Annotated in this window: 13 protein-coding genes; 8 read left to right on the forward strand and 5 right to left on the reverse strand. The window is 69.5% G+C overall.

Features of this window, described 5'->3' with window-relative positions:
• Window positions 1-64: 64 nt before the first annotated feature.
• Complete coding sequence (locus tag ACFYL6_RS19490; protein ID WP_238661045.1) at window positions 65-664, forward strand: nitroreductase family protein; 600 nt, start codon at window positions 65-67, stop codon at window positions 662-664.
• On the opposite strand, the gene ACFYL6_RS19495 is transcribed toward ACFYL6_RS19490, so the two are convergent.
• Window positions 648-2,192, reverse strand: coding sequence for an NAD(P)-binding domain-containing protein (locus ACFYL6_RS19495; protein ID WP_387172875.1), 1,545 nt, complete (start codon window positions 2,190-2,192; stop codon window positions 648-650). The two genes, ACFYL6_RS19490 and ACFYL6_RS19495, sit on opposite strands and share 17 nt — an antisense overlap.
• 208 nt (window positions 2,193-2,400) lie before the next feature.
• Here ACFYL6_RS19495 and ACFYL6_RS19500 point away from each other — a divergent pair, with 208 nt between their 5' ends.
• The 3 genes from ACFYL6_RS19500 to ACFYL6_RS19510 are packed head-to-tail and all read left to right on the forward strand — an operon-like array spanning window position 2,401 to window position 5,061.
• Entirely contained in the window at window positions 2,401-3,171 is a 771-nt protein-coding gene (locus ACFYL6_RS19500) for an FkbM family methyltransferase (protein ID WP_387172877.1), read from the forward strand.
• Between the two features lie 22 nt (window positions 3,172-3,193).
• Window positions 3,194-4,441 carry a cytochrome P450 gene (locus ACFYL6_RS19505; protein ID WP_387172879.1) on the forward strand — a complete coding sequence of 416 codons (1,248 nt, stop codon included), beginning with the start codon at window positions 3,194-3,196 and terminating at the stop codon, window positions 4,439-4,441.
• Complete coding sequence (locus ACFYL6_RS19510; protein ID WP_387172881.1) at window positions 4,429-5,061, forward strand: dihydrofolate reductase family protein; 633 nt, start codon at window positions 4,429-4,431, stop codon at window positions 5,059-5,061. Before ACFYL6_RS19505 ends, ACFYL6_RS19510 begins: the two co-directional genes overlap by 13 nt.
• Here ACFYL6_RS19510 and ACFYL6_RS19515 read toward each other — a convergent pair.
• Window positions 5,045-6,301 (reverse strand): RNA polymerase sigma factor, encoded by a 1,257-nt coding sequence (locus ACFYL6_RS19515; RefSeq protein ID WP_387172883.1) that lies wholly within the window; start codon window positions 6,299-6,301, stop codon window positions 5,045-5,047. The genes ACFYL6_RS19510 and ACFYL6_RS19515 overlap by 17 nt on opposite strands.
• A gap of 175 nt (window positions 6,302-6,476) precedes the next feature.
• Between ACFYL6_RS19515 and ACFYL6_RS19520 the strand changes: the two genes are divergently transcribed.
• On the forward strand, window positions 6,477-7,859 hold the full coding sequence (locus tag ACFYL6_RS19520; RefSeq protein WP_387172884.1) for an FAD-binding oxidoreductase: 1,383 nt from the start codon (window positions 6,477-6,479) through the stop codon (window positions 7,857-7,859).
• A gap of 193 nt (window positions 7,860-8,052) precedes the next feature.
• The gene (locus tag ACFYL6_RS19525; protein ID WP_387172886.1) at window positions 8,053-8,823 is read left to right on the forward strand and encodes a DUF2306 domain-containing protein; all 771 of its coding nucleotides are present in this window, start codon (window positions 8,053-8,055) and stop codon (window positions 8,821-8,823) included.
• Window positions 8,824-8,977: 154 nt separating this feature from the next.
• On the opposite strand, the gene ACFYL6_RS19530 is transcribed toward ACFYL6_RS19525, so the two are convergent.
• Genes ACFYL6_RS19530 through ACFYL6_RS19540 form a run of 3 tightly spaced genes read right to left on the reverse strand, consistent with a single transcriptional unit; the run spans window position 8,978 to window position 12,646 of the window.
• Window positions 8,978-10,222: an acyl-CoA dehydrogenase family protein gene (locus tag ACFYL6_RS19530; protein WP_387172888.1), complete on the reverse strand. Its 1,245-nt coding sequence runs from the start codon at window positions 10,220-10,222 to the stop codon at window positions 8,978-8,980.
• Entirely contained in the window at window positions 10,219-11,049 is an 831-nt protein-coding gene (locus tag ACFYL6_RS19535; protein WP_387172890.1) for a class I SAM-dependent methyltransferase, read from the reverse strand. The genes ACFYL6_RS19530 and ACFYL6_RS19535 overlap by 4 nt, the downstream gene beginning before the upstream one ends.
• 34 nt (window positions 11,050-11,083) lie before the next feature.
• Window positions 11,084-12,646, reverse strand: a complete 1,563-nt coding sequence (locus ACFYL6_RS19540) for a class I SAM-dependent methyltransferase (RefSeq protein ID WP_387172892.1) — start codon at window positions 12,644-12,646, stop codon at window positions 11,084-11,086.
• A gap of 396 nt (window positions 12,647-13,042) precedes the next feature.
• Here ACFYL6_RS19540 and ACFYL6_RS19545 point away from each other — a divergent pair, with 396 nt between their 5' ends.
• Window positions 13,043-14,416, forward strand: coding sequence for an acyltransferase family protein (locus ACFYL6_RS19545; protein WP_387172894.1), 1,374 nt, complete (start codon window positions 13,043-13,045; stop codon window positions 14,414-14,416).
• Window positions 14,413-16,284 (forward strand): hypothetical protein, encoded by a 1,872-nt coding sequence (locus ACFYL6_RS19550; protein WP_387172896.1) that lies wholly within the window; start codon window positions 14,413-14,415, stop codon window positions 16,282-16,284. The genes ACFYL6_RS19545 and ACFYL6_RS19550 overlap by 4 nt, the downstream gene beginning before the upstream one ends.
• Window positions 16,285-16,333 lie beyond the last annotated feature (49 nt).

Here is a 16,333-nt window from a genome sequence, read left to right on the forward strand (position 1 = left end):
GGTGACCGAGGCAGACCTGCAATCCAGGGTTCCGATCCAACACACCCCGATGCGGCCGGCGGACATGGTGCGCGAGGCGGAGGCGTTCGCGGAACGGATGGCGCGGCGCCGTTCCGTGCGGGACTTCGCCACCGACCCCGTCCCCGACGGGGTGATCGAGGCCGCGATCCGGGCCGCTTCGACCGCACCCAGTGGTGCCAATGTCCAGCCGTGGCGGTTCGTCGTCCTGACCGACCCGGCCCGCAAGCGCCGGCTGCGCGAGGCCGCGGAGGCCGAGGAACGTGCGTTCTACGATCGCCGCGCCTCACCGGAGTGGCTGGATGCGATCGCCGGGCTCGGCACCGACTGGCGGAAGCCGTTCCTGGAGACCGCACCGGCCGTCATCGTCGTGTTCGAGATACACCAGGGGCCACACAGCCCGAAGCCGTACTACGTCAAGGAATCCGTGGGCATCGCCGTCGGTCTGCTGATCACGGCTCTGCACCACTGCGGCCTGGTCACGCTGACCCACACGCCCAGCCCGATGCGATTCCTCAACGAGGTCTGTGAGCGGCCGCCGGAGGAGCGCCCGTACGTCGTCATGCCGGTCGGGTATCCCACGCCGGACGCTCACGTCCCCGACCTGACCCGCAAGCCCCTCGACGAGGTCATGATCCGCTGGTGAGGTCCCTGGTCAGGAACTCGACCAACGGCTCGACGTGCCGGTCCGGGCGTCGCCACTCGGCCAGTAGATCCTCCAGCAGGTGCTGCTCGGCGAGCAGTTCCGCTCCGCGGTACCGCCGGATCACCGGGTGGATGAAGGCGCTCTCCCGCGCCCGGTCGGGGGTCGGGTGCCGGTCGATGGCGAAGACGTCACCGTAGTCGTCGCGGCCCCACCGTAGCGCGAGCGTGTACCACTGCGTGGCGGCCGCGAAACGCTCCACGGCGTAGTCCTCGGGCAGGTCCTCGTAGTGGTGGAAGTCGCCGGTGGCGTCGTCGCGCACGAGGACGTCGCAAAGGTATTCGAACTGGGTCCACAGCGCCGAGGACCAGTTCACCCGGTCGAGCATCAGCTTGGCCAGCGACGCGGCGTCCGCCGGCGTCGTCGTGTACGACAACGGCACGTCGTCGTACCGCTCCCGAAGGATCCGGGTGAACGTGCGGAGGTTGTACCGGAAGCCGTCGATGAACGGCGACGACGCATGCTTGACGTCCCGGGCCTGGGCGATCGTGCCGGCGAAGTAGAGGTCGTCGATGTTGCTCGACTGCCAGTCGGGGCGTAGGCCGGGCATACGGCCGTCCCGCACCATGTCGGGACGGGACGTCTCGTCGAACACCGTGGTGTCCATCCGGAAGCCGGTGCACCGCAACACCGTGTGGTAGTCGAGCACGGCGGTCTCACCCTCGGCGTGGGTGTACGTGATCGACACCTGGAAGCGCCCGTCGACGGGCCGGATCTCGTCGATCGTGCAGTCGAGTACCGAGTGCAGTGTCTTGAACTGGTAGCTGTCGAGGATTGCGCCGTACTGGCCACGGACGTCGCCGGGGTGTTTGGTGTTCCACGCGAGCCGCAGGGGTTGCCGGCTGGCGAGGTGCACCATCGAGGCCCGGCCGAGGATGGCCGACGCGGTCTCGAAGGCCGAGTTGCCCTTCCCGATGATCAGAACCCGCTGGTCCTCGTACGCCGTGGGGTCGACGACCATGTCCTCGTACCCGATGGCATGTTCGATGCCCTTGATGGCTGGCACGAACGGCTGGCCCCAGCCCGTCGCGACGACCAGGCAGCGCGCCCGGACCTCGTCCTGGCCGGTGCTCACGGTGAAACCGTCGCCCGTCCGCGTGATCCGCTCGACCGTCGTGCCGTACCGGACGTTGAGCTGGTGGACCCGTTGGAACTCCGCGAGGTAGCGCACCAGGTCGTCGGCTGCGGGCAGGTACTCCTCGCTGAAGTTCGGAAACAGCAGATCCGGGGAGTCGTTGAGCAGGGAGTTCCAGTCCCAGCGCAGGCGGATCTCGGGGTCGGTGCTGTCGGTGTGCACCTTGTTCAGTGAGATGAGCCGGCGATGCCGGGGGAACCGCCGGAAGAACCCACCCGGCTCGTCACCACTTTCGAGCGTCAGGTAATCGGCACCGTGCTGTTGCAGGTAGTAGCTCAGTTGAAGCCCGGCGGGCCCCGCCCCGACGATGACGTACCTGTGCTCGTTGCCGACCATCCTGTGACCCTTCGACGCAGTGACGAGTCCATCGACCATGGAATGGATAGCGGGACGTGTCAATGCTTGATGGCGGTCAAACCAGTTCGTGGTCCGACTGGCCACCGCCTGACGCTTCGTGGAGCAGCCTGCGCAACCGGGAAGGTGACCGCAGCGGTGCCCAGCACCCATTCTCAGGTGGTGTCCCCGACCAGCGCGAGGAGTTGATATGGGCCTGATCCGGCGTCGGCTGCCCAACGGGCAGGATGTCACCCAGGTCGATGCCGCCGAGGCGGCGTTGCTCTACCGCGAGATCTTCGTCGAGGAGTCCTACCGTCGTCCCGGTGGCGCTCGGCCGACACCCGGTGTCATCTTCGACATCGGCGCCAACATCGGCTTGGCCTCGATGTTCTTCAAGTCCCGTTACCCGGCCGCGTTCATCGTGGCGGCCGAGCCCGGCCCGGACACCTACCGCGCCCTGGAGGAGAACTTCGCGCGGCACGTGCCGGACGGGCTGGCCCGCAACGTCGCGATCACCGCGACGGACGGGCACGCCCGGTTCGGGTACTACCCGAAGGCCCCCGCGGAGTCCGGGCTGTACACCGAGCAGGTCCGCGAGACCGCCCTCGCCAGGAAACTGCTCATCGAGGGCGGTGTCCCGGTACGCGACGCGGAGCACCTGGCCACATCCCGCCACCAATTGTCTTATGTGGAGTGCGAGACGATGACGTTCTCCCGGCTGCTGCGTGACTCCGGCGCCGAACGGGCGGACCTCGTGAAGATCGACGTCGAGAAGGCCGAGGCCGACGTGATCGCCGGCATCGCCGACGACGACTGGGCGAAGATCGGCGAGCTGGTGGTCGAGGTGCACGACATCGACGGCCGTCTCGGGGACATCGAGGCGTTGCTGCGCCAGCGGGGTTTCGACGTCACCGACACCCAGGAGCGCCGCCTCGCCGACACCGACCTGCACCTGACCTTCGCCGTCCGCGCGGTCTGAAACACCCGTCGAGGAGTCAGCCATGGACAACGGATCACCCATCAGGCTCGACCTGAGTGGCGCCGACATCCACGCCGAGTCGGCCCGCATCCGCGCGCACGGGCCGGTGGCGCGGATCATGCTGCCGGGTGGGGTGCCCGCCTGGTCGGTCACCGGCTACGACGCGGCGAAGGAGATCCTCGCCGACGACCGGTTCTCCAAGGATCCGCGTCAGCACTGGATCGCGTACGCCAACGGCGAGATCGGGCCCGACTTCCCGCTGATCGCCTGGGCCCGAATGGAGAACCTGACCAGCTCGGACGGGCCCGATCACGCCCGCCAGCGGCGGCTGATCCGCACGGCGTTCACGCCGCGTCGGGTGCAGACCATGCGGCCGGCGATCGAACGGCTGGTCGTTGACCTGCTCGACGATCTCGCCATGCACCCGCCCACGGAGATCGTCGACCTGAAGGCGGGGTTCGGGCATCCGCTGGCGGCTCACGTGATCGGTGAGCTGATCGGTCTGCCGGTCGCCGAGCGGGTGGGCATCGTCGGCGGTGGCGGCGGCTACGCCACCGCCAGCGCGAAGATCACGCCCCAGGAGGCCGCCGCCGCCTTCGCCCGGCTACGGGCACAGATGCACGACCTGATCGATCGCAAGCGTCGGGAGCCCGCCGACGACCTGACCAGCGACCTGATCGCCGCCCGCGACGAGGGCGCACGGCTCGACGACGACGAGATCGTCAGCACCCTGCTTCTGCTGCTCAACACCGGCACCGAGCCGGCGATGAACCTGCTGGTCAACGCCGTCCGGGCGATGCTGAACGCGCCGGAGCAACTGCGCCAAGTCCGCTCGGGCGCCGCCGGCTGGACCGACGTCATCGAGGAGACGCTGCGGGTGGACGCGCCGGTCGCGCACCTGCCGTTCCGGTTCGCGGTCGAGGACGTCGAGATCGCCGGCGTACGCATCGGCAAGGGTGAACCGATCCTGATGCACTTCGCCGGGGCGGGCCGCGACCCGGCGGTGCACGGACCCGAGGCGGACCGGTTCGACGCGGGCCGGGCCGACAAGCGGCACCTGTCGTTCGGCCACGGCCTCCATCGGTGCCTCGGGGCCGCGCTGGCCCGGCTGGAGGTGGAGATCGGTCTGGACACCCTGTTCCGGCGTTTTCCGGGGCTGCGCCTCGCGGTGCCCGACGCCGAGTTGACCTCCCAGGGGACGTTCGCCATGAACGCGCCCGCCTGGCTGCCCGTGCTCTTGGGAATGGAGAATCCCCGATGGCGCGAGTGACCGCCGACATCTCGGTGTCGATGGACGGTTTCGTGACCGGCCCCGATGACAGTCGCCTCCTGCCGATGGGCGTGGACGGCCACCGTCTGCATCAGTGGATCTACGACCTGGCCACCTGGCGGACCCGGGTCGGCCTCGACGGGGGACGGGCCAACCGGGACGCGGAGATCCTCGACGAAGGGTTCGCGTCCGTCGGGGCCCACGTGATCGGCCGGCGGATGTACGACCACGGGGAGAAGCCGTGGGGCGACGAGCCGCCGTTCGGGCTCCCGGTCTTCGTGGTCACCCACGAGCCCCGACCGGTTCTGGAGCTGGCCGGCGGCACCCGCTTCGAGTTCGTACCCGAGGGTGTCGAGAGCGCCGTCAGCCGCGCGCTGGCCGCCGCGGGCGGCCGGGACGTGTCGGTGCTCGGGGGTGCCAGCGTGATCCGTCAGTGCCTGCGCGCCGGCCTGCTCGACGAACTGGTGCTGCACGTGGTCCCGGTGCTGATGGGCGACGGTGTGCGGCTGTTCGACCGCACCCGCGACGGCCAGGTGGAGCTGCCGATCAGCCGGGTCGAGCAGCCCGACCAGGTCGTGCACCTGTGGCTGGCCCCGCAGGCGGTCAGCGCGGGTCGCTGAGCCGGGCCGCGCGCGACTCCAGATAGCGGCGTTCGGGCAGGCTCGTGGTGCGCTGCGCCGCCCGCAGGTAGCGCACCCGGGCCTCGCTCCGATCGCCGGCCATCTCCAGGAGGTGGGCGCGTACCGCGTCGAGCCGGTGGTTGGCGATGCGGTCGTCGAGGCCGTCGAGCAGGCGCAGCCCGGCCTCCGGACCCTTGGCCATGGCGGTCGCGGCCGCCCGGTTGAGCGTCACCATCGGGTTCGGATCGAGCTGTTCCAGCAGCTCGTAGAGGGCGGCGATCTGCGGCCAGTCGGTATCGTCGACGGTCCCCGCCTCGGCGTGCAGCGCGGCGATCGCCGCCTGGATCTGGTAGGACTCCACCGGCCCGTCACTCAGGCTGCGGGTGACCAGCGCGATGCCCTCGCGGATCGACTCCCGGTGCCAGAGCCGCCGGTCCTGCTCGGCGATCGGTACCAGCGTGCCGTCCGGGCGGGAACGGGCGTCGCGCCGGGCGTCGGTCAGCAGCATGAGCGCGAGCAGCCCGGCGACCTCACCGTCGTCGGGCAGCAGCCGGTGCACCTCGCGGGTCAGCCGGATCGCCTCCCGGGTCAGCTCGCCGCGCTGCAGGTCCGGGCCGGAGGTGGCGGTGTAACCCTCGTTGAAGATCAGGTAGAGCACGTGCAGCACCACCCGCAGGCGCTCGCGTCGCTCGGCCGGCGGTGGCATCCGGAACCTAGTGCCGGTCGACCGGATCCGCTGCTTGGCCCGGCTGATCCGCTGCACCATCGTCGACTCGGGCACCATGAACGCCGCGGCGATCTGGCTGGTGGTCAGGCCGCCGACCGCGCGGAGCGTCAGCGCGATCTGTGACGGCGCGGACAGCGCGGGATGGCAGCACATGAACAGCAGCATCAGCGTGTCGTCGTGCTGGTAGGGCAGGTCGTCGACGGCGGCGGAGACCGCCTCGTCGGCGCGGCCCATCACCGCGACGATCACCTCGCGATTGCGTCGGGCCTGGTCACTGCGCCATTGATCAGCCAACCGGCGGGTGGCGACGGTGCGCAGCCAACCGCGGGGATTGTCCGGCAACTTCTGGTCCGGCCAGCGTAGCGACGCCTCCAGCAGGGCTTCCTGCACCGCGTCCTCGCACGCCTCGAACTTGCCGTAGCGGCGGTAGAGCGCGCCCAGGACCTGCGGCGCGAGCTGGCGCAGCAGACTTTCGACCTCCGAGCGGGAGGCCACGTTACCCTCATCAGCCACGGTGCCGGGGTTCCTCCAGTGCCCTGGGCGGCAAACCCGCGGGCGAAGCGTGTGGACGAGAACGTTTGCTGATTACCGGCGGCTATGTCGAAAAACGAGGTACGGCTCCGACTTCACTGCGAAAGGGTACGCGGCCCTGGTGGGACCGCACCGCCATAACCAGGAGGTATCTTCCATGCAGGACGAGATCGTGGCGCCGACCGACACGGCTACCGCCGTGGCCGCGCAGCTGCGCGCGGGCGTCGTCGGCGAGGTGATCGAGCCGAACGACCCCGGTTACGACCAGGCCCGCACGATTTTCCAGGGCGGCATCGATCGGCGACCCGCCGTGATCGTCAAGGCGGTCAACGCCGCCGACGTCGCGCATGTCGTCTCGGTGGCCAGCGGGTCGGAGCTGCCGCTCGCGGTTCGCAGTGGCGGCCACAGCCTCTACGGCGTCTGGGACGACGCGATCGTCCTGGACCTCTCGAAGATGAACGCCCTGGAGATCGACGCCGACAGTCGTACCGCCTGGGCGGAGCCCGGTGTGCTCGCCGGCGAATACACCGAGGCGGCCGCCGAGCACGGCCTGGTCACTGGTTTCGGCGACACCGCCTCGGTCGGCCTGGGCGGCCTGACCGTCGGCGGCGGCATCGGCTATCTGGTCCGTGCGCACGGGTTGACCATCGACAACCTGATCGGCGCCGACGTGGTGACCGCGGACGGCCGGCACCTCACTGTCGACGCCGACAACCACCCCGACCTGTTCTGGGCGATTCGTGGCGGCGGCGGCAACTTCGGTGTCGTCACGAAGTTCCGCTACCGGCTGCACTCCGTGCCGACGGTGCTCGGCGGCCTGCTGGTGCTGCCGGCGACCCCGGAGGTCGTGGCGGAATACCTGCGCATCTCGCTGGAGGCGCCCGACGAGCTGTCCAGCATCATCAACATCATGCCGGCGCCCCCGATGCCCGGCGTGCCCGACGAGGCGGTCGGTCAGTTGGTGATCCTCGCGATCATCGTCTACGCCGGTGACCCGGAGGAGGGCGCCAAGGTGCTGGCGCCGATCCGTGAGCTGGGTGTGCTGGCCGACATGGTCCAGCCGATGCCCTTCAGTGGCATCTACCAGCCGGAGGACCCGAACTACCACCCGCTGACGTTCAGCAGGACCAACTTCGTCGACGAGGTCGACGTGGCCACGGCCGGTCGGATCCTGGAGACGCTGCAGACCTCGTCGGCGATGATGCCCGTCGCCCAGCTGCGTCCGCTCGGTGGGGCGATGGCGCGGGTGCCCTCCGACGCGACCGCGTTCGCGCACCGCGACCGCAAGATCATGTTTACCGCGGCTGTCGTGTTCGAGAAGCCGGAGGAGGCCGCCGAGCACCGCGCCTGGGTCGACGAGTTCGCCAAGGTCGTGCAGCGGCCGGGTGGCGGCAGCTACGTCAACTTCCTCTACGACGACGCCGCCGAGCGCATCCACGAGGCCTACCCCGACGCCACGTACGCGCGGCTGGTGGAGCTGAAGCGCACCTACGACCCGAACAACCTGTTCAAGCTCAACGGCAACATCTCGCCCTCCTGAGCAACCCGCGCGAGCGGTCGTGCATACCGCATCCTCGGAGATGACGACCGATTTCGACGGGTGCCAGAGTCGTAGGCGATTAACGGGTGGAAGTTTCGCCGGCGTTCCCCGCCCCCTCGGGGAGCGCCGGCGATCCCGTGGATCACGGCGATCCGCCAACCCCTTGACGACCTACGACCCGAGGGACCCCTCCATGACGCAGAACGCGGAGAAAGCCACCATTCGGGTGGGCCGGTCGCCGGCGCACGAGGCGATCGAACCATCACCATCGGTCCCACCGTCGGCCCCGTCGTCGTCGATCTGGCGTCAGCCCTACCTGTGGCTCGTCGTCCTCGCCGGCGCCGTCGTCTTCAACCTGCTGTACGCGTTCCCGCGCTACTTCAGCACGGACTCGGCCAACAGCCGCAGCATCCTCGACCCCGGCGTCCCGGTGCACTACAGCCTGGTCGTCGCGCACGTCATCACCGGGAACATCGCGATGATCACGGTGTTCCTCCAGTTCTGGGGCTGGCTGCGTCGCAACCACCCGAAGGTCCACCGGATCAGCGGCCGCGTCTACATCTTCGGCGGCGCCCTCCCGTCAGCCGCCCTGGGCGTGTTCACCCTGATCCCGCTGCGCGCCGACCACCAGGGCAGCATCGGCATCGTCACGATGGGTGTGGCCTGGCTCGCCACGACCATCACCGGTCTGGTGATGGTCCGCAAGGGGCGCTACGCCGAGCACCGCCGCTGGATGGCGTACAGCTTCGCGCTGGCGTTGGGCACCACCTGGGGCCGCATCCTGGTCGGCATGTTCACCATCTGGCCCACGATGCCGTTGGCCATCAGCGTGATCGTCGAACTCGCCAACTGGCTCGGCTGGGTCCTCAACCTGGTGGTCGCACACTGGATCATCGAACGGATGGCCAAGCGCCGGCACACGCCGGACGGCACCGAGGTCGTCACGTACCCCGCTCCCGCCTGAGGCCCCCGCACCCACCCGAGACGGAAGCCGCCCCCCGACCCCCGGGGCGGCTTTCGTCGTGTCCGCGGGCCTGTTCCGAGGGCTTGTGGACGACGGTGGCGGCAACGACGAATGGCCGGACACGTCCGGCCATTCGTCGTTCGTGGGTGGGCGGTCAGGCGGTGAGCCGACCGAAGTGCGCCTGGGTGTAGACGCGGGGGAGAGCCGTCGTCAGGAGCACCGCGAAGCCCGCGTGGCTGTGACAGGTGGACAGGTCACGCCAGACTCGCTCCAGGCGCCCGTCGCCGGTGACCGAGCTGGTCCCCGCCGTGGGTTGGATGACCGCCTCGACGCCGCGCCAGGCCAGTTCCGCCGCCTCGCGGCAGATCATCGCGATCCGCAGGTCCTCCTCCAGGGTGAAGGCTTCCGGTTCGCGGGTGGTCAGGTCGTGCCACTGACGGATCGCGCTCAACGTGATCGCCTCGGCGGCCGAGATCATGGCCGTGGCCTGGCCGAACCACCGTTGGTAGTCCGGGTCGTCGACGCGCAGGGTGATCGGTGGCGTCGAGGTCTTGCGGGTGGAGAGGACCTCGCCGTACGCCTCCAGCGCGCCCTGCGCGATCCCGACCCCGAGCGTTGCGCCTTCCAGACACATCGAGCTCATCGGCGCCCCGCCGTACTGCGGGTGGGCGTGCAGCGCGCTCCCACTGGTCCCGGACGTCACCGAGACCTCGCCCAGGTGGGTGTGGTCCAGGCCGAAGTGGTCCGGGATCTCGGCCCGGTCGAAGCGGACGCTGTGCGAGCCGCTGCCCTTGAGCCCCAGTTGCCCGCCCCAGTCGTCGAGGCGGGTCCAGGTGCCCCTCGGTGCGATGAACAGCAGCGGATGGGGTGGTTCGCCGTCGTCGCCGGCGACCATGGCGTGGCCGATGAAGTGGGTGGCGTAGGGGATGCCGGAGCAGTAGTTCCACGTTCCGTCGATGATCCAGCCACCGTCGGGGGAGCGGGTGGCGGTTCCGCCGGGGGCCATCACCGCCGGTGCGATGAAGTCACCGCCCCGGAACAACTCGTCCTGTGCCTTCTCCTCGAACAGCATCGCGGTCACCAGCGAGTGGGCCGCGCCGAGGCAGAACATCCAGGCGGTCGACGGACAGCCTCGGGCCAGGATCATCACCACCCGCAGGAACGTCTCGAACTCGAACTCGTACCCGCCGTACCGCCGGGGCACGGTGATCCGGTAGAAGCCCGCGTCCCGGAACATCTCGTGGACGTCCTCACCGTAGAACGTCCGACGCTCCACCTCGGACTGCCGTGCCAGCAGTTCGGGAACCATCGCCTCGGCGCGGGCGATCAGGTCGGCCGGCGTGAGATCCGGCTCGGGCACCGGGGGGAATCCTGGATCGGTCACCGCGGGCCTCCTCATCCGAGTGGCCTTCCGGCGGTGATGACGGCGTAGCCGACCTTGCCCGCCCCGGCCTCGAAGTAGTAACCGAGCGCCTTGCCCAGCTCGTCGACCGCCTCGGCGCCGAACTTCTCGGTGAGGTGGGTGCGCTGGCTCTCCGCCTCGGCCACGTACTTCGGTCCCTTGCCGAAGACCCGCGGCCCGCACTGCAGGTACTCGTGGAACTCGAACCCGGCGGCCGTCAACGCCTCGACCCACTCCGCGGTCGACTTGAGGAACTGCGCGTTGAACGTCTTCGCGAACTCGGCGGCCTCCTCGATGCCCATGCTGCTCTCACGGGTCGTCTCGGTCACCGCCAGCCGGCCACCGGGCCGTAGGACGCGGAACAGGCCGCGCAGCACCCGGTCCAGGTCGGTGGCGTACAACAGGGTTTCCATCGCGACGATCGCGTCGAACGACCCGTCGGGGAAGTCGAGCGTGTTCCAGTCGCCGTGCTGGAAGGTGACCGAGTCACCAAGGTTCGCCGCGGCGGCCCGCTTGGTCGCCTCCTCGACCTGCACAGTGCTGATGTTGATGCCGACCACTGTGACGCCGTAATCCCGCGCCAACTCGAGCGCGGGCGTGCCCAGGCCACATCCGATGTCGAGGACCCGTTGGCCGGGACGCAGCCCGAGGGATTCGCCGACCCGGCGGGTGATCCGCTGTGACGCCTCCCGCATGGACGCCTCGTCCACCGCGTCGTACCAGTAAGCGAGATGAACCTGCCCGTCGTTGAACGCGTTGGACATCGGCGTCGACTCGTCGTACATCGTCGCGATGTCGATCGGCGCGGTTGTGGTGTTCTCCATCCCTCTCCCACTTTCCTTGTCGGGCCGCCGACCGTCAGGACGGGCGGCGTTCGGCGGTGACGAAGACGAACGTGCCCGGGTACGACTCGGCGACGATGGTCAGGCCGGCGTCGTCGAGCCACTGCTTGATCTCGGCGATCTCGAAGAGCACGAACCCGTCCGGGCGGGCGGGGAAGTGGTGCGACCGCTGGTAGTAGCGGTAGACCGGCGAATCGTCCCAGCGGAACGTCATGAGCGTGAGGGTGCCGCCGGGGCGCAGGCAGCGGCCGATCTCGGCGATCGCCCGACCGGCGTCGGGCACCGCCTGCAATGCGTTCCAGAAGTTGACCGCGTCGAGGCTGGCGTCGGGGAACGGCAGGTCGAGCGCGTCTCCGCGGACGGCCGGCACCTCTGTCAACCTGCTGCGCAGGTCGTAGAGCATCGCCTCGTTCAGGTCCAGCGCGAGGACCCGCTCGGTGCCGACCGCCTCGCAGACGACGGCGGTCCAGCGGCCCGCGGCGGCGGCCAGGTCGAGCACGGTGCCGCCCCGATGCCAGAGGTGGGCGGCGATGTACTCGTCCTCGTCGGTCGGTGTGACCTCGCCGGACCAGTTGCGGCCCATGATGCGGAGGAAGTTCGGACGCATGCCCTGCTCGTAGTGAAAACCGATGCCGGCCAGCACCGCCGCGTTCTGCAGCACGTCGGCCTCGGCGTCGTCACTGGAGTCGCTCTTGCCGGCGCCGGGGCGCAGCCGCTGGGACAGGTCGAGCACGCCGTGGGTGATCCCGTAGGCGGCGTCGCACTGCCCGCACCGGGCGACAGTGGTGTCGAAGGTCAGCGACCCCCGGCAGGCCGGGCATTTCAGCGCCTCGCGGTGCCGTTCGAAGGCGGCCGGGTCGAGGTCGCGGGGGTTGGTCTCCACGACCAGGTTGTGCGGGCTCGGGTCGACGGCCGCCGCCGGCTTTCCGTTGCCCTGCGCCCACAGCGCCTTGGCCCCCATCGTGGCCAGCACCGAGCGGGTGTCGCCGTCCCAGGTCGTCCGGACCTGGGTGGGGGTCAGGGCGCGGATCCACCGCCTGTCGAACTCGCGCTCCGCCTCGCTGATGTTCCACTCGGCCGGCGACGGCCAGGCCCGCCCGATGTTCGGGTCGGCCTCGTCGAGCGTGTCGAGGGCGCGCTCCAACCGGGTGCGGTCCGGGGCGTCGAGCCCGAGGTGCCGGGTTGCGTCGAGGATCCGCGCCCGGTCGGTCGGAAAGTGCGCCAGGAGGTAGAGCAGCGCGAGGGTGAGCGGAGCGTCGGGCTCGGTGGCGCCGCGGGCCGCGTCCAGGTAGCCGTCGATACCCTCGCGCACCGCCGTCGCCACCGGTCCGTCGGTCGCCGGGTGCTCAGCCTCGGCGAGCAGCCCGAGCAGCACCAGCAGGTAGCCCCGTCGGTCGCCGTCGACGCTGTCCAGTGCGCCGATCAGTTCCGGTACGGCCGACGCCGCCGTGGGCCGGGCCGCGCCGTCGGTCCAGAGTGCGTCGACCAGGTCGTGGAAGGCGTCGTCGATCCGATGGGGAGCTGCGTCTCGGTACGAGCCGAGCAACTCGTTGAAGGTGATTTCCGCGGTTTCGGTCATGTGCCCGTCCCGTCTCGGCCGTGTCCAGGTCAGCGGCATGGCGCGTACGCGCCGGCTGCCCGACAGGTTGCCACCCGGCGCGGGGGCGAAGCACCTCTGACGTTGCGCTACAGACGGCCGACGGCGATCGGCCGTCCACTTCGGACAGGTTGCTGGGAATCCAGCAATCTGGAAGATGCAGCCGGCGATGATCGCCTGAAAAATAACTGCCTGAACTTTCCGCTCTCGAACGACTCACGACCTCATGCCCGGCGGCGTCCGGGCGTGGAGGCGTTCGATCATCTCCACCCACCGTCCGGTCAGGGGGGGCGGGCCGGTGGGCGATCTTCGGCTGCGCCGCGGATGGCCCACGCAACACGTAGGGCGTTTGTCAGGCAATCGTGAGGGGAGCGTGTAATGACAGCGACCGAGGCGACGCACTCCGACGCCGAGATCGGCACACAGCACAAGCGGCGGTACGCGCGATACGACGGCCTCCGCGGCATCTGCGCGATCTTCGTGGTGATCTACCACATCGGCTACCAGTCCGGCATCAGCGAGTTGCCCGGCCACGACGGCGTTCCCATCCTGGGAAGCCTCGTACCGGCGTTCCGGATCTTCCTTCCGCCGTTCTTCGTCCTGTCCGGCCTGCTGCTCTACCGGCCGTTCGCGCGCGCCATCATCGCGGGCACGCCCCGCCCCGCGCCCGGCCCGTTCATCGTGGGCCGGGCGCTGCGTCTGCTGCCGGCCTTCTACGTGCTCACGGTCGTGGTCATGTTCACCCTCAACCTCTCCGCGGTCGACGGCGCGTGGGAGGTCATCAAGCCGTTCATCCTGCTGCACTACTGGTTCACGCCGGACATGGCCCAGTGGTGGCCGGGCATGGAGCACACCTGGACCGTGCCGGTCGAGATGTCGTACTACCTGGCCCTGCCGATCCTGGCCTGGCTGATCAACCGAAGCGCCCGCCGGGGCACCGACCCGGCCGCGCGGGCCCGCCGCATCATCGTGCCGTTCGTGGTCATGACCGTGATCGGCACCGCCTGGACGATCTTCTGCTACCTGCCGTCGCAGGCCGAGCACACCTACTACTTCGTCTTCTGGCCGCTGGGCTACGCCGGGTTCTTCGCCGCCGGCATGGCACTCGCGACGCTCTCCGCGTACCGGGACGTGACAGGCGTGGTGCCGGCCCTGCACCGCGCGGTCGCCAAGCGCCCGATGCTGTGGTGGCTGGGCGCTCTCGCGGCGCTGCTGCTCTACATCCCCAAGCCGTTCGCCCCGCAGGTCGTGGTCGGCACCTGGCCCGCGATGGCCCAGCACCTGGTGGAGTACGTCCTGTTCTTCGCGTTCGGCCTGCTCGCGGTCGTTCCACTGACCGTGCCCGAGGTGCGCTCACGGTTCATGGACGCGGTGCTCACCAACCCGCCGATCCGCTACATCGGCCGCCTCTCGTACGGCGTCTACCTGTGGAACGTCCCGGTCATGTACTACTACTTCCAGTACGGGACGATCTTCGGCAACCAACCGCTCGGGCTCAACGACGCCCGACCCACGCTGCCCTTCGGTGAGCTGGTCGGCTTCGTCCTCTACGTGATCGTCGGCACGGCGCTCTTCACGCTGGTCAGCTACTACGTGATCGAGCGTCCGGCCCTGCGCCTGCGGCACGTCTTCAACGCTCCGATCTCCGCACTGGAACTCGGGTACGCCACGGCGCCCGCCGACGACGCCCGCTCCGCCGACCGGGCCGAGCCGCAGGACGTCAACGCGACGCAAAGGAGCACCGAACGATGAACCGACTGATCTCACGGCTCGGTGTCGGCAGTGTCGCTCTGTGCACCGTCCTGGCCCTCGGCGTACCGGGACCGGGGCAGGCCGCGCCTGCGCGATCGGCGCCGGCGCCCTCGCCCGTACGCACCGGCACGGTCACGTTGGTGACCGGCGACAAGGTGGCGCTCGACCGGGAGCGCGTCGTCGCCATCACCCCGGCGCCCGGCCGCGTGGGCACCCCGTTCCGGCAGTACCGGCAGGACGGCGAGTTGTACGTCGTACCCGCCGACCAACTCGCGCGGGTCGAGTCGGGTCAGCTCGACCAGCGGCTCTTCGCCGTGTCGGCGCTGGCCCGGTCGGGTGTCTCCGACGCCCGCGCCGCCAACCTGCCGCGCCGGGCCGTGAAGCGTCAGGCAGTCGCCACGGATGGTGTCACGCTCACGCTCACCTTCCTGGACCGGCGGGGCATCCCGACGGCCGACTACTTCGTCAGCCTCTTCGACACGGTCTCGCGGCAGGAGTACAGCGGCTACCACGAGTCCGGTACCACCACAGTGACCGTTCCCGCCGGCCACTACTACCTGGAGGCGGGCGTCAGCGGTGCCAGCAGCACCGACGTGGTGCCGTTCGACTTCTTCGTGGAGCCGGACATCGCGGCGACCGGAGACCTGGCGCTGACCTTCGACGCCCGCGACGCGAAACCGCTCACGTTCGGCCTGGACCGGCGCGGCGCCACCGGCATCCTCGACGTGATGCCCAGCCGTCAGACCGGCGTCGCGGCGGTCGGCTCCACCGTGCACGGCCCGCAGGATGAGATCCGCGTCCGTCCGTCCCGGACGGCCGCCGGCCAGTTCACCTTCACCGTCGCCGCGCACCTGGGCAGACCGGACGGCAACGGTGGATTCCTCGGCTCGCCGTACCAGTACCACCTGCAGTGGAGCGAGGACGGCACGGTGCCGGCGAACCTGCACCGCGTGTTCCACGACGCCGATCTGGCCAAGGTGCGCAACGTCATCGCCGCGCAGGTGCCCGGCGCTGTCGACCGCAAGCTCTATTCGGCGTACGTGCAGCCACCGGCGACCATCACCGAATTCACCTCACCTGGCGCGGCGTTCTTCGAGGACGTGTACGAACTGGATGCGGATAACAACCTCAACTGGCAGATCGCCGACCTGCCCCGACAGGCCGGCATCGCCGGCAGCACCCGTACCGAGAAGTGGAATGTCGGGCCGTTCGGGCCGGCCTTCGCCACCAGCCCGGTGCTGCCCGTGGTGTGGTGTGGCCGTTTCGGTGACCAGATGAACTTCGAGATTCCGCACTTTTCCGACCAGAATCCCGACCACTTCGGGTTCTCCGGCACGCTGGCCGAGGAAATGCGGATGTTCCGCAACGGGCAGCCGTTGATTTCCCAGGACTCCGAGTTCGGGATCTTCACGGTGCCGCCGGGGACCGCCACCTACCGCCTGGAGACCCGGTCCACCCGGGACACCTCTCCGTTCTCGACGGAGGTGCGGGGCGCCTGGACGTTCCGGTCCGGGCACGTCGCGGGCGGCCCGGCCAACGAGGCGGCGCTACCGATGGCGGCGCTGCGCTTCGCGCCCGCGCTCGATCAGCAGAACCGGGCGGCAGCCGGTCAGCGGTTCAAGATCCCGCTGTATCTGCAGGCGCAGCAGGGCGCTGTCCTGGGTGAGTGGGGCAACGTCACCCTCGACGCGTCGTACGACGATGGCGCGACCTGGCAGGCGGCGCCCGTGGTGAAGACCGCGAGCGGCTTCACCGCGACGGTCACGCATCCGGCGACGACCGGATTCGTGTCGCTGCGGGCCAGCGCCACCGACAGCCTGGGCAACAAGACGGAACTCACGATTATCCACGCGTATCTCTTGAAGTAAAGGGCCGAAAAACAGCACCTTCGGAGTGCAGCCCGCACTTTCGAAGATG

The sequence above is a fragment of the Micromonospora sp. NPDC007208 genome, from assembly GCF_042869175.1.
Lineage (GTDB): Bacteria > Actinomycetota > Actinomycetes > Mycobacteriales > Micromonosporaceae > Micromonospora > Micromonospora foliorum.

Coding starts and splice junctions, on each gene's coding strand:
- ACFYL6_RS19505 (WP_387172879.1), top strand. CDS start 3,194: ATGGACAACGGATCACCCATCAGGCTCGACCTGAGTGGCGCCGACATC.
- ACFYL6_RS19490 (WP_238661045.1), top strand. CDS start 65: ATGGTGCGCGAGGCGGAGGCGTTCGCGGAACGGATGGCGCGGCGCCGT.
- ACFYL6_RS19520 (WP_387172884.1), top strand. CDS start 6,477: ATGCAGGACGAGATCGTGGCGCCGACCGACACGGCTACCGCCGTGGCC.
- ACFYL6_RS19545 (WP_387172894.1), top strand. CDS start 13,043: ATGACAGCGACCGAGGCGACGCACTCCGACGCCGAGATCGGCACACAG.
- ACFYL6_RS19535 (WP_387172890.1), bottom strand. CDS start 11,049: ATGGAGAACACCACAACCGCGCCGATCGACATCGCGACGATGTACGAC.
- ACFYL6_RS19500 (WP_387172877.1), top strand. CDS start 2,401: ATGGGCCTGATCCGGCGTCGGCTGCCCAACGGGCAGGATGTCACCCAG.
- ACFYL6_RS19495 (WP_387172875.1), bottom strand. CDS start 2,192: ATGGTCGGCAACGAGCACAGGTACGTCATCGTCGGGGCGGGGCCCGCC.
- ACFYL6_RS19530 (WP_387172888.1), bottom strand. CDS start 10,222: ATGAGGAGGCCCGCGGTGACCGATCCAGGATTCCCCCCGGTGCCCGAG.
- ACFYL6_RS19540 (WP_387172892.1), bottom strand. CDS start 12,646: ATGACCGAAACCGCGGAAATCACCTTCAACGAGTTGCTCGGCTCGTAC.
- ACFYL6_RS19510 (WP_387172881.1), top strand. CDS start 4,429: ATGGCGCGAGTGACCGCCGACATCTCGGTGTCGATGGACGGTTTCGTG.
- ACFYL6_RS19525 (WP_387172886.1), top strand. CDS start 8,053: ATGACGCAGAACGCGGAGAAAGCCACCATTCGGGTGGGCCGGTCGCCG.
- ACFYL6_RS19550 (WP_387172896.1), top strand. CDS start 14,413: ATGAACCGACTGATCTCACGGCTCGGTGTCGGCAGTGTCGCTCTGTGC.